Origin of the sequence: Alkalihalobacterium alkalinitrilicum (assembly GCF_002019605.1) — a bacterium.
GTDB lineage: Bacteria > Bacillota > Bacilli > Bacillales > Bacillaceae_F > Alkalihalobacterium > Alkalihalobacterium alkalinitrilicum.
This window is the reverse complement of the sequence record NZ_KV917368.1, coordinates 4,841,229-4,854,435: the sequence shown is the minus strand read 5'-3', so window position 1 is coordinate 4,854,435 and position 13,207 is coordinate 4,841,229. Positions and strand designations below refer to the sequence as shown.

Genomic DNA, 13,207 nt, shown 5'->3' with positions numbered 1-13,207 from the left:
GAAAGTGCTAGAATAGAACTATCTTTACTTCGAGAGGTGTATCATGAAACTTTCCATCCGATTTTTCATGTTAATTGTAATCTTCATACTGAGCGGTTGTAATCTTGGTTCTGAAACAAAATCAACTGCCTCTCCTTCTCAATTTGAAAATCAACATCTTTCTGTTGCCTATGACGGTCTTGCAAATACAAATAAAGATGCGGAAAACGGCTTTTATATGACTTTTCAAATTGACCAAATTGGACCTTATCCATTAGATGATAAGCATTTTTCATTTGCGTTACAGCGGGTGATTGAAGATGATGTAGGCAATCAATATGAAAGTGTAAAAACTGAAATCATTACAGAAAAAGAAAACGGAGAAACGCTACCAGAGGGGACCGTTTATTTTAGACAATATTTTAAACCTGAGTTAAACATAGAAAGTAGTAAACTATCCGTATTGTTCTATGCTAAGCCCTTATATTATCAACAAACCGTTCTCTTCGAAGAATTAGATCACGATAGCGAAAATGTGGTTGTTAATGATTTAAACATTGCTCGTGTAAAAACAGATAAAAATAAATTAACCTTATATATAGAAGATGTACACAATATACAAGGCTTAGAAACAACAATGGTCCATGGTGGAGAAGAAATTTATCCTGTTTTTTCATCAACTGAAATTGGTAAATTTAATCATTCTATTATCGCAAACCATGAATTTGCTATCAATATACCTGACCCTTTCACACTAAAAGTGAAACGTCATCGTCTTCAAGATATGCTTTGGGACTATCCAATCACGATCACGCTAAAATAAGCTGACCCCTCGGAATGGGTCAGCTTTTCATGTGACGTTATTATTCAATTGTATTTGTTAATACACCTAACCCATTGACCCTAATTTCGATTTCATCCCCAGATTTCATATATCTAGGAGGATTGAAACCACTTCCAACCCCTGATGGAGTTCCAGTAGCTATAATGTCTCCTGGTTCTAACGTCATTCCTTGGGAAATAACCGAAATAATTGTCGGAATTGAGAATATCATTTGGTTCGTACTCCCTTTTTGTCTTAATTCCCCATTTACTCTCGTTTCAATATCTAATTCATTATGATTAACGAAGCTAGAATGAGTTATCCATGGCCCAATCGGACAGGTTGTATCTAAGCTTTTCCCTAAAAAGAATTGGTTATGTCTTTTTTGAAGATCTCTTGCGGTAATATCATTAAGAAGTGTATATCCAAATATGTAATCTAATGCTTCTTCTTCTTTAATGGCCTTCCCCTTTTTACCAATGACAATTGCAATTTCACCTTCATAATCTAATTCACTCGTTAGTTCAGCATGGTTTAATACCGTCTCTTCTGTTCCAATAACAGCGGTAGGTGCTTTCGTAAACATTAATAAATGTTTAGGAATATCATCTGCACTTCCCATTTCAATTGCATGTGCTGCATAATTTTTCCCTACACAGAAAATATTTTTTGTTGGCCTTGGTATTGGAGCTAGTACCTTCACATTAGGATTGGAGAGAGGATACGAATATTCTTCGGAGTTTCTTTCTTCAACCCACTTCAAAATTTCAGTAGCTTCATGAATAAAGGCCTCTCCTAATTCGATTGCTTCAAGTAAAGAATTAGGCACCTTTACATGATGTTCTTTATCGTTTTGAACTTTTTGTAGACCAATAATTCTCGTTTGATCTTGATTTAAAATCCCAACCCCTTGTAAACCATTATACTCAAATGTAAGAAACTTCATAGATAACACCCTTTCAAAAAATGATTATTACTAGCCACTAATATTATGAAGTGAAACTTCCATCAGTTAGGGTTTTCTCTTTCCCCACTGATAGTTAGTTGAAGTCCAAAGTTGGTACAACGCCCGTTGTCTGTTTCACAACTTGTTGAGTTAAAGCGTGTTTCTTCCTTTAAAATAATTCCTCGTTTTCCTTCAAAATCCTCTTTCTTTTCATCGTTTGTTTCCAGATTTTTTCGTTCATCTCTATTTTTTATCTCAACAAAAGCACTCGAGCTTTTCGCAATAGGATGTTCATCTTTAAATATGTTCTTTTTGATATACAGCGATTTTCGTTGGAGAATCACTAACTCGTTCCTCACTTCGGTCATAAGCACAATTTAGAACGGAACAAGCCGTACACAAATAAAATAAGAGGAGCTGACTATTAAATGTCTAAGCTCCTCTACGTCCATATAAATGAATATTTAGTAGGTTCATTTTTTACCCAAGTACTGCTTTATCACTAGCCATCTGTTCTCCACGAATGCGTTGAAACTCACTTAATAGTTTTTCTATCGTTAAATTCTGCTTTTCCTTACCTTTTACATCAAAGATGATCTGCCCTTTATCCATCATGATTAAACGATTTCCTAAGTCTAGCGCTTGCTGCATATTATGTGTAACCATTAATGTTGTTAAATTGAAGTTACGAACAATTTCACCTGTCAGGCGTGTAATGAGCTCTGCTCTTGAAGGGTCAAGCGCAGCGGTATGTTCATCTAATAAGAGAATTTTCGGTTCTGTAAAAGTCGCCATCAATAACGATAACGCTTGTCTTTCTCCACCTGATAATAAGCCTACTTTTGCTGTGAGTCGGTCTTCTAAACCTAAATTTAGCGTTGCTAAATATTCACGAAACATTTCACGACGTTTTTTCGTTACGCCAAAACGAAGCGTTCGTTTTTTATTTCGTGAATACGCCATTGCTAAATTTTCTTCAATCGTCATCGTCGGTGCTGTTCCAGCCATCGGATCTTGGAACACACGACCAATGAAAGTAGATCGTTTATATTCTGGTAAATGGGTCACGTGATTTCCATCAATAATAACATCTCCGACATCTGGAGATAGTGTTCCAGAAATGGTGTTCATTAACGTTGATTTCCCTGCACCATTACTTCCAATAACCGTAATAAAATCTCCAGATTCTAGTGCTAGATTAATATGTTGTAACGCTTTTTTCTCATCTAGTGTACCTTCATTAAAGGTAATGCTAATGTTATTAAGATGCAACATTTCCATCCCCCCCAAGTTGTGAAAGCTGTGCCCGTTTCTTTAATCGTCGTCGTTTTTCTTTCCGGGCCGCTAATATTTTCGGAGTTACAAGTGCTGCAACGACGATCACCGCTGTTATCAACTTCATATCTCCTGTTTCTAAGAACTCAACACGTAGTGCTAAGGTCAGAACAATTCGGTAAATAATCGCACCACCAATTACCGCTAATGTTGTACGTGCGATCGTTTTAGTTCCAAAGAGTGCTTCACCAATAATAACAGAGGCAAGGCCTATAATAATCATCCCTATACCCATACCAACATCAGCAAACCCGCCGTATTGGGCAATGAGTGAACCAGATAAAGCAACAAGTCCATTTGAAATCCCTAAACCTAGTATAATTAAATAGTCAGTATTCGCAGAAAAACTACGAATCATGCGCTTGTTATCCCCTGTTGCTCTAAGTGCCAAACCAACTTCTGTTTTCAAAAATTGGTCAAGTAAAATCTTAATCACTAATGTAATAATTAAAGCAAAAAAGACAACAGCCCACGTACGTGGAAGTTGTGGCACTCCTAAAAGCGTTAAAATACTATTAAAAAATTGATCAAACCCTAGGCTTTGCCAAAAGCCCGTGAGTTGGTTGACTAATGTCGTCTCATTTAATAATGGTAGATTAGGTCGTCCCATAATACGTAAATTAATAGAATAAAGTGCAATCATCATTAATATACCAGACAATAACGGATTAATTTTTCCTTTTGTATGGAGAATCCCTGTGACACAACCAGCAATAAATCCGGCCAGGACAGCCACAATAGTAGCAATGATAGGAGAATACCCATTAATAATCATCATCGCAGCAACTGCTGCTCCTGTCACAAAGCTCCCATCCACAGTTAAGTCTGGGAAATCAAGAATCCGAAAGGTGAGGTAGACCCCTAGTGCCATGAGTGCATAAATGATTCCAGATTCAATTGAGCCAAATATCGAGATAAACATGATGAACCTCTTCCTTCCCTCTTAATATTTCTCTATTATTAGACACACTAGCCGACTCTATATCCAGCATAGGTTTTACACTATTAGAAAGCATCATAGACTAACTGCTTTACTATTTAGAGCCGACCGTGCCTTTTTTATTATTCGATTATTTCAGCAATTGCATCCCACTCATCGTTCCACTCTACGCCCTGTTCTTCAGCTGCTTTTTTGTTGATTAATAAAGAAAGCTCTGGTGGAATTTCAATATGAATGTCTGAAGGTATTTTTTCACCTGTTAAAATCTGTACAGCCATTTCACCTGCACGGTAACCAATAGAGAAGAAATCAACTCCATACGTTACAAACCCACCACCATCTAGTGAGTCAGGGTCTCCCACTACTAATGGAATATCGTAGTCGTTTGCAATTCCGACTAAAGCTCCTAGTCCTTGCACAACTGTATTATCCGTTGTCATTAGGAAAACGTCGACTCGATCTGCTAACGAACGCGCCGCTTCAGCTACAACTGCTGATGAGTCAACACTTCTTTCAACGAGTGTAAGACTAGTTCCTTCCATCGCTGCTTTAACTGCTTCCAATTGAGAAATTGAGTTTTGCTCGCCAGAATCAATGATAATTCCAACGGTAGCACCTTCAAAATTTTCTTCAATAAATTCTACTGTTTTCTTTGTAAATTCAGGATGTAAGTCAATAACACCTGTGATATTTTCGCCTGGTTCATCTAATGAAGTAACAAGTCCTGCTGCTACTGGATCTGAAACTGAAGCAAAGACAATTGGAATTTCATCAGTTGCATTTAATGCACCTAGCGTACTGACAGTAGAATTCGTGAAAATTAAGTCTACATTATTAGCGACAAAGTTATTCGCAATCGTATGAACATTGTTTTGATCACCTTGTGCACTTTGGAAATCATATGTAACCGAAAGTCCAGCATCTTCGATTGCTTTTTTAAACCCTTCATAAGCCGCATCAAGTGAAGGATGTTCCACAATTTGGGTTGCACCAATTTTAAAAGTAACTTCTTCCTCTGCAGGTGCTTCTTCTCCACCTTGATTTTCTTCTGGTTCTGCTGGTGCACTACTATCCTGACCACATGCAGTAAGCGCCATTAGACCTACAGCTGCAGTCCCTACTAATTTCATCCATTTCTTCATTTCATTATCCCCCTATAGTTTTTATAATTTTCTAATAGTTATGTATAATCATAGTACAACTGTCCTCAGATTGTAAATAACTTTTTTTATTGGGTTAAAGCGTTTATGCAAACAAGTACTGAACTCTCTTACACCGAAACTTTCTTATTTGTTGAATATGACTTGCGAATATCTTGATTTGAGATGGTTTATACTGTTTTTCAGAATAGTTTCAGTTCCATAATTTTTTTAAAAAAAGGGGGGTATTCTCGATATAATTTCCTTTGCTAACTATACGCATCGCTATTTGATGATAAAAATATTGTTCTTGCAATTAATTTATCCTTTTCATACAGTAAGGAAAGAACTAGATTAAAAAGGGTCGATTAAAATGGATGTCTTACAATTTATACTGTTTATTACACTTTCAATTATAGGAGGGACGATTGGACAAAAATTAAAAATTCCTGTCGGGACCATCGTTGGAGCAATGTTTGCGGTTGGACTTGCCAAAACATTTCAACTACTAACGTTAGAAACGACCGTGCTTATGTCATTTCTTCTACAAGTGACATTAGGGTTAATGGTCGGTTTAACGTTTTTGAAGTTATCCGTGACACAACTCCGCCAATTAGCCACGAGTCTCGTTGCAGTTACATTTAGCATTTTTTTCATCACGCTGGGCAGTGGAGTGCTTATTTCAACATTCTCTTCTTTTGAGCTTAGTGATGCTATTTTATCCGCTGCCCCTGGTGGAATGATAGAAATGGCGACGATTGCTAAAACACTTTCCCTTCATGCTCCTGTCGTCATTATGCTTCATCTAATTCGGGTTCTTAGTGTTATGACGATCTTTCCAATTTTACTTGATTATTTACATCGGAAAGAGCTACAAAAGGGAGGCTCTCATTATGAAACGCTGGGTCATCACTAGTTTACTAGCTTTACTTGGTGGACTGTTTGGATATCTAACGTCGTTTCCTTTAGACCCTCTCTTAGGTGCACTAATAATGATTGCTATCTTTCAAATGAAGACCAATAAACTTCCTTCATTGCCCCAAAAAGCAAAACAAATTATCCAAATGCTCTTAGGAGGAAGCATCGGACTTACTTTTAGTCAGGAAACATTTTCTGTATTATCATCCATCTGGCTTTCCGCACTTTTATTACCATTATTACAAATTATTGGTTCGTTGCTGTTAGCGTTTTTTCTAATAAAATGGCTTAAATTTGATACATTAACGGCAGTATGTAGCTCAGCACCTGCAGGGATGACAGAAATGATCGTCCTTGCTGAAAAATATCCTGTTTCCGTTCCAACGGTAGTTACACTACATTTATTCCGTCTTATGCTCATTGTAAGTGTGATGCCCTTTCTCATTTATTATTTATTCATTCGTTAAAAAGTAAGCAAGCACCTAATCACTTCTCCTACTCTTAGAGCAAAAACCAAAAGTAATGAGGGTAATCGATGTCACCCTCGTTACTTTACACATGTCACTTCATACTCATAATAGTCTTTCTCCATTTGCGCTAACTCCTGTTTTAGCGACGGTAGAAGATTTTCACATGATTGAGTAGAGTCCACTCCTTCAATAACTTGTTTAACCTTTTCGAAATGTTCGCGCTCAAAATAAATGTCAAACGGGAAATGATGTTGGACATACCCTTCAATTCCTTCTTGCTCATACTTCTTCATATATGTTAATAACGGTCGAAAATCATTTATTGCAACTGTTACTCGCACATTTTCGTTTTCTTTGTTGTTCATTTGAAAATTTTCCCCGTAGTTTACCTGTGCAAAAAGATAATCAATAATAATTACATCATTAAGAGTTAAAAATTCAGCGCTTGAATACGGAACTTCAACAATCCCATCTTCTGTCACAATTAAACTTCCCTCATACACACTCGTAAACATATTCTCTTTTATAAACATTGCACTGGCAAAGACTACAATAACGATTAAAAATGCCGCAACATTTTCGATCCGTTTGTCTATTATGTTTTTCTTTTTCATCCACTTTGAAATAAAAATTGATAAACAAGCACAAAGAATACCAACTAATAGTAAGCCGACTACAATGAATAGCCAACTTGGAAATAATAACAACATTCTATCAAATCCTATCTATATAATTCTCCATAGAAAATATGGTATCATACTTAACGTATAAATTACCGCTCAAAAGCAAAACAATGAGCATAAGACTTTTTTATTCTTGTCAAAGAAAAGGCTCGGACCATCTGATGTAAACATAAAGTACTATAGAATAGAGGTAAACTAAAATGAAAGTCGTTGTAACTACATTAAATGCGAAGTATATTCATACTTGCTTAGCGCTTCGCTGTTTGAAAGCTTATGCTGAACCTGAATACCCTATAGAAATGATCGAGTTTACAATAAAAGATCCGATCATGAATATCGTGACTGACCTTTACAAAAAAAATCCTGATGTTATCGGATTTAGTTGTTACATTTGGAATATTGAAGAAACGATCAAAGTCGTTGAAATGATAAAAAAAGTAATGCCAAACGTGAAAATTGTCCTTGGTGGACCAGAAGTTTCTTATGATACTGCTTACTGGCTTGACCAAATTCCTGAAGCAGACTTTATCGTTGTCGGTGAGGGAGAAGAAGCATTTAAACTGTTATTGGATGAATTGAGCCGTGATAAAAAATATCATATGGTGTTTGGACTGGCATATCGAAAAGACGGAAAAGGAATTGTTAATCCACCAAGTTCAAAACTAAATTTAAATGCTATTCCATCTCCTTACCGCTTTCAGGAAGATTTACCCGCTCTATCAAAGCGTGTCACTTACTTTGAAACGAGTCGAGGCTGTCCGTTTAGCTGTCAATTTTGTTTATCTTCCATTGAAGTCGGAGTCAGGTACTTTGATATTGAACGAGTCAAATCAGATTTACTTTTCTTAATTAAAAGTGGAGCAAAACTCATAAAATTTGTCGATCGAACGTTTAATATTAAACGCGATTATGCTCTTGAAATTTTTCAATTTCTTATTGATCACCACGAAGGCTGTGTTTTTCAATTTGAAATAACAGCTGATATTATGCGTCCAGAAGTTCTGGAGTTTTTAAATGAAAATGCTCCTGCTGGCGTCTTCCGATTTGAAATTGGGGTTCAATCCACAAATGATGCAACAAATGAGCTCGTGAAGCGAAAGCAAAATTTTGAAAAGCTATCTCGAACGGTAACACTCGTTAAAGAAGGTGGCAAAATCGATCAACATCTTGATTTAATTGCTGGCTTACCCGAAGAAAATTATGAGTCGTTTAAAAATACTTTTAATGATGTATTTGCTCTTCGTCCTGAAGAACTACAACTCGGTTTCTTAAAAATGTTAAGAGGAACTGGACTTCGTCTTCGCGCAAACGATCATGACTATGTCTATATGGAGCACGCCCCATATGAAATTTTAGGCAATAATGTGCTCGCTTTTCAAGACATCGTTCGGATTAAACGGGTAGAAGATGTGTTAGAAAAATATTGGAACGATCATCGAATGGATGAAACGATCGAATATTTAGTAACGAAAGAGTTTGCATCGCCATTTGATTTTTTTCAACAATTTGGAGATTATTGGGATCAACAAGGCTGGGCAAAGATTGGTCACCAACTTGAAGATTTATTTCGACGCTTATATCAGTTTTTACAAGAAAGAGAGACGAATAATCTTGAAATCATTAAAGGATTAATGATCTATGACTATTTCATTCGTCACAAACATAAGCCACGAACAACATGGTGGAATTTCTCGTTAACAAAAGACGAACAATCTCACTACTTGAAATCAGTTGCTGCATCACCAAAGTTGATTTCCGACTCTTTTAGTGAATTAGACCTTTCAGAAAAAAATCTTCATAAACATACAATGATTGAAGTCATATCCTTTGATCTTGATCATTATTTACAAACTAATGAAATAGTTTGTAAAGAGCAATTAATCGTCGCTTATTTCAATCCAAAAGATCAGGAAACAACACATTATACTTGCTCTCTAACCAAACTCCAACAAGGCGCCTTTTCATAAGTCGTTTTTTCCACTTTAGAACTGAATTATCCTGTTGTAGTTTTAATTAGGAGGGGAAAAATTGAATCGTTGGGCTTATATATCCATTGCCGCAGGTGCTGCGCTTTGGGGAACGATTGGGTTGTTTGTACAAGAGCTTTATCGCCTTGGGTTAACTCCATTACAAGTCGTTGCTCTCCGTGTCAGCTGTGCAGTTATTTTTCTAGTAAGCTATGCATTCGTTATTAATCGACAGTGGCTTCGTATTCATATCAAAGATAGTCCCATTTTTATTGGAACTGGGGTTATAAGTGTGGTATTTTTCAATTGGTGTTTTTTTATTGCTATCCAAGAAACATCAATTTCAGTTGCCGCCATTTTACTTTATACGGCTCCTGCATTTGTCCTGCTGTTGTCACGAATTTTATTTAAAGAACCATTAACGGCAAGGAAGCTCGTTTCTCTTGCCTTGACATTGAGTGGTTGTATGCTTGTCGTCGAATTACTACCGAATGGCTTGATCACAATGACAACGTTTGGCATTCTTGCAGGAATCGCTTCTGGGTTATTTTACGGCTTGTATAGTATCTTTGGAAAGTTTGCTCTAAAAATATATCATCCAATAACCGTCACGACCTATACTTTTATATTTGCAACTATATTTATTCTACCTGTAAGTCAAATTTGGACATGGGCGGCCTATCTATCCGATTTAAAAATTTGGCTCTATGCTGCTAGCTTAGGATTGTTTCCAACCGTGTTAGCCTTTATTTTTTATACGAAAGGCCTTGGGCAAGTTGAAGCAGGCAAAGCTTCTATCGTAGCCACGTTAGAACCTGTTGTCGCTGCTTTTATCGGGATGTTATTTTATGCTGAAGTTTTACAAGTCTGGCAATACATAGGCGTAATTCTCGTCATTATCTCTGTCATTGCGGTTCAAAATATCTCGATTACGAAATTTAATAAGAAGTCAAAGATGGATCAATCGGTGTAATTTGTAGGTTAGGTTCTTTGCTTTTATTCTTAAAAAGTCTTATGCTAATGAAAAAAGAATGGGAGGAATTTCAATGAATAAAGTCATTGAAACATTAAAGAACCATCGGTCCATTCGCAAATACATGAATGAACCTGTAAGTGAAGAATACTTATCAGCCATCGTTGAAGCAGTTCAAGCAGCCCCTTCTTGGGTGAATGGACAGCAAGTTTCGATTATTTGCGTAAAAGATGAGCAGAAAAAAAAGAAATTATCAGAACTCGTTGGTAATCAAAAGTTCGTTGATGAAGCTCCTGTTTTTTTCGTGTTTTGTGCTGATTTTTATCGTTCTTCTTTAGCCGCTGAAAAAGAAGGTTTAGCCCTAGCGATTGAAGAGGATGTCGATTTCCTTTTAGTTGGTGCTACAGATGTAGGTCTTGCACTAGGAAATGCGATTACTGCTGCTGAATCATTAGGATTAGGTTGTGTACCAATCGGTGGTATCCGTCGAAATTCACTTGAAGTCATTAACCTACTTGAACTTCCTAAATACGTTATTCCTATTTCAGGGTTGTGTATCGGTTATGCAGCTGAAGACCCTGTAAAAAAGCTACGTTTTCCTAAAGAAGCAGTACTTCATACCGAAACTTATAATTCAAATCTTAAAGAAATCCTTGATACGTATGATGAACAAATGGAACAACATACTTCAAAGCATTCGAATGGACAAACGAAAACGAATTGGTCAACTCGGATTGGTACCCTTTACAGCAAACCTTATTATCAAAATGTTGCCGAAATGCTAAAACAACAAGGATATAACTGTAAGAATATGAACTAAATAATTCAACGGTGTCAGGCACCTATAGTATAATAAAGGTACCTGGCACCGTTTATTTTAAACATTTTGGACGATATTTTCATTTTTCTTCTTTTTCGTATATTGCATAGACATGAGTAGAACAACCAGGGTAATACCGATCAAATCTGTTATAAGAGAACCGTGAATAAGTACGAGCGCAGCCGCTAATGCAAGAAGCCGTTCGTATATTCGCAGCTTCGTAAATAAATAGTTTTGAATAAACATAACAAAAGCAATAATCCCAACTAACGCTGTAAAGATATTTTGTGCAATAACAGGCCAACTATATAGCCCGGCGTTTTCTGGAAGTAATAAAATAATCGTATTCGTTGCAAATACAAACGGTAACAGCAATGCTCCTGAGTCAAACTTAAACCCTTGGATACCTGTTCGGATCGGTTCAGAATTGGCAATTCCCGATACAGCATAAGCTGGTAAATTAATCGGTGGTGTGTCGTCAGCTAAAATTCCATAGTAAAGTACGAATAAATGCGCCGCCAAAATAGGAACACCCATCTGCACAAGTGCTGGTGCTACCATGGCCGCCAAGATGACATACGTCGCAGTCGTTGGTAACCCTAACCCTAAAATTAAACAAGCCACTAAAGTAAAAGCTAGTGCAAGATAAAGATTGTCACCTGCAAAATTAACGATAATAATCGGTATCTTCGCTGAAAGCCCTGTTAAGTTAATGACCCCGATTAAAATACCTGCTGTCGCACAGGCAACAACAACCGTCAATGAGTTTCTTGCTGCCATCTCAAAACCAGCTGCTAATTCTCGTAATCCAAAACGAACAGGTGCCGCATCAATTTTATACTTGGTTTGTAGTAAGACAACGAATAAAGCCACAAAAATTCCAATTGAAATCATAACCGCGATTTCAATTCTCCAGTCCAGTACAAAATGCATTCCATAAGCCATTCCCCCAATAATCGCAGCGATTAAGATCCCTGTTCCCATTTTCTCGCGAATGCGATGCGTAAACACAGCTAAAGTAAGGAGTATCATGATCGAAAAAAAGGCTGCGTTTGGAACCGTATTCCCCTTTACTAAAAAGTAGATTAGAACAATAACAGGTAATATTAAATAACCATGTTGTATTAATGTTTTCCGCGCGGAAACGAGAGATTCTTTAGGCAAACCTTTAATATTATTTTTCGAAGCTTCAAGATGAACCATAAATAAGATCGCCAAGTAACTTAAAATGGCTGGAATAGCTGCTGACGTAATAATTTCCGCATATGAATACGGTGTATATTCGATCATTAAAAATGCTGCTGCCCCCATAATCGGCGGTAACAATTGACCGCTAGATGAAGCTGCGACCTCTATTCCCCCTGCCACTTGCGGCTTAAATCCTACTCTTTTCATTAGTGGTATAGTAAACGTCCCTGTCGTTACGGCGTTCGCTACTGAACTACCAGAGATAGACCCTAGCATCCCTGAGGAAACAACTGCAGCTTTTGCAGGACCCCCTTTATATTTACCAAACGCTCTTAGTGCTAAATCGATAAACATTTTCCCAGCACCAGTAGCCTCCAAAATCGCGCCGAATAAAATAAACACAAAAACATAAGTAGCAGATACAGACAGTGGTGTGCTAAAAATGCCCGAACCTGTATAGGTCATCTCGTAAATAAAGTTATCAAAGTTTGCTCGTGTATGTCTAAAGGGAGGATTTAAATAGCCCCCTAAGAAGAAATACGCGATAAACAAAGAAGCAATGATCACTAAAGGTTTCCCTACCACGCGCCTCGTCGCTTCTAACACAAGTACAAGTAATCCGATGCCCACTACTTTATCCATTATCGTCATTCGCCCAGCTAAAACCGATGGCGATGTTTGATTTGTGTATAAGTAATACCCAATAAGAACAACAATGATCGCGAGTAAAAGATCATACCAAACGATCGACTTTTGTCCTAGCCCTCTTTTGATTGGAAAAATTAAATAAACGAGTGATAGCCCAAACGTTAAATGAATGATCATATGTGACCTTGTTCCAACACCTGGCATTAAGCCAAAACCTGCCGTATAAAAATGATATAATGACATCGCAATAGTGACCGCTAAAATTAATAATGCCATCCACCCACGCACGACACGATCACTTCCTGCGAGTTCATTCATTTTTTGATTTATCGTAGTATCAGGCTTGTAGCTACTCTCTTCCTTTTGGTTTGTCATGAA

Annotated in this window: 13 protein-coding genes; 6 read left to right on the top strand and 7 right to left on the bottom strand. The window is 37.1% G+C overall.

Translation table 11 applies throughout. The features are described from left to right. Positions 1 to 67 precede the first annotated feature (67 nt). Positions 68 to 802, top strand: a complete 735-nt coding sequence (locus BK574_RS23415) for a hypothetical protein (RefSeq protein ID WP_218970615.1) — start codon at positions 68 to 70, stop codon at positions 800 to 802. A gap of 40 nt (positions 803 to 842) precedes the next feature. Here the strand turns inward: BK574_RS23415 and BK574_RS23410 are convergent, their stop codons facing one another. The 5 genes from BK574_RS23410 to BK574_RS23390 form a co-directional block, all read right to left on the bottom strand. Continuing rightward, complete coding sequence (locus BK574_RS23410) at positions 843 to 1,748, bottom strand: fumarylacetoacetate hydrolase family protein (RefSeq protein ID WP_078430293.1); 906 nt, start codon at positions 1,746 to 1,748, stop codon at positions 843 to 845. Positions 1,749 to 1,810: 62 nt separating this feature from the next. Continuing rightward, positions 1,811 to 2,107: a hypothetical protein gene (locus tag BK574_RS23405; protein ID WP_218970614.1), complete on the bottom strand. Its 297-nt coding sequence runs from the start codon at positions 2,105 to 2,107 to the stop codon at positions 1,811 to 1,813. Positions 2,108 to 2,228: 121 nt separating this feature from the next. After that, positions 2,229 to 3,023: an ABC transporter ATP-binding protein gene (locus tag BK574_RS23400; RefSeq protein ID WP_075385863.1), complete on the bottom strand. Its 795-nt coding sequence runs from the start codon at positions 3,021 to 3,023 to the stop codon at positions 2,229 to 2,231. Beyond that, positions 3,010 to 4,005: an ABC transporter permease gene (locus BK574_RS23395; RefSeq protein WP_078430291.1), complete on the bottom strand. Its 996-nt coding sequence runs from the start codon at positions 4,003 to 4,005 to the stop codon at positions 3,010 to 3,012. Before BK574_RS23395 ends, BK574_RS23400 begins: the two co-directional genes overlap by 14 nt. Before the next feature lie 140 nt (positions 4,006 to 4,145). Beyond that, positions 4,146 to 5,165, bottom strand: a complete 1,020-nt coding sequence (locus BK574_RS23390; protein WP_078430290.1) for an ABC transporter substrate-binding protein — start codon at positions 5,163 to 5,165, stop codon at positions 4,146 to 4,148. A gap of 370 nt (positions 5,166 to 5,535) precedes the next feature. Here BK574_RS23390 and BK574_RS23385 point away from each other — a divergent pair, with 370 nt between their 5' ends. Further along, positions 5,536 to 6,078 carry an AbrB family transcriptional regulator gene (locus tag BK574_RS23385; protein WP_078430289.1) on the top strand — a complete coding sequence of 181 codons (543 nt, stop codon included), beginning with the start codon at positions 5,536 to 5,538 and terminating at the stop codon, positions 6,076 to 6,078. Then, positions 6,056 to 6,547 carry an AbrB family transcriptional regulator gene (locus BK574_RS23380; RefSeq protein WP_078430288.1) on the top strand — a complete coding sequence of 164 codons (492 nt, stop codon included), beginning with the start codon at positions 6,056 to 6,058 and terminating at the stop codon, positions 6,545 to 6,547. Before BK574_RS23385 ends, BK574_RS23380 begins: the two co-directional genes overlap by 23 nt. Before the next feature lie 80 nt (positions 6,548 to 6,627). On the opposite strand, the gene BK574_RS23375 is transcribed toward BK574_RS23380, so the two are convergent. Beyond that, positions 6,628 to 7,260 (bottom strand): hypothetical protein, encoded by a 633-nt coding sequence (locus tag BK574_RS23375; RefSeq protein ID WP_078430287.1) that lies wholly within the window; start codon positions 7,258 to 7,260, stop codon positions 6,628 to 6,630. Between the two features lie 173 nt (positions 7,261 to 7,433). On the opposite strand from BK574_RS23375, the gene BK574_RS23370 reads away from it, so the two are divergent. The 3 genes from BK574_RS23370 (at position 7,434) to BK574_RS23360 (ending at position 10,993) form a co-directional block, all read left to right on the top strand. Next, positions 7,434 to 9,200: a B12-binding domain-containing radical SAM protein gene (locus BK574_RS23370; RefSeq protein ID WP_078430286.1), complete on the top strand. Its 1,767-nt coding sequence runs from the start codon at positions 7,434 to 7,436 to the stop codon at positions 9,198 to 9,200. Positions 9,201 to 9,261: 61 nt separating this feature from the next. Beyond that, positions 9,262 to 10,173, top strand: coding sequence for a DMT family transporter (locus BK574_RS23365; protein WP_078430285.1), 912 nt, complete (start codon positions 9,262 to 9,264; stop codon positions 10,171 to 10,173). Positions 10,174 to 10,246: 73 nt separating this feature from the next. Then, positions 10,247 to 10,993, top strand: a complete 747-nt coding sequence (locus BK574_RS23360; RefSeq protein WP_078430284.1) for an NADPH-dependent oxidoreductase — start codon at positions 10,247 to 10,249, stop codon at positions 10,991 to 10,993. A 57-nt stretch (positions 10,994 to 11,050) separates the two neighbouring features. Here the strand turns inward: BK574_RS23360 and BK574_RS23355 are convergent, their stop codons facing one another. Further along, complete coding sequence (locus tag BK574_RS23355; protein ID WP_078430283.1) at positions 11,051 to 13,204, bottom strand: TRAP transporter permease; 2,154 nt, start codon at positions 13,202 to 13,204, stop codon at positions 11,051 to 11,053. Between the last annotated feature and the right edge of the window lie 3 nt (positions 13,205 to 13,207).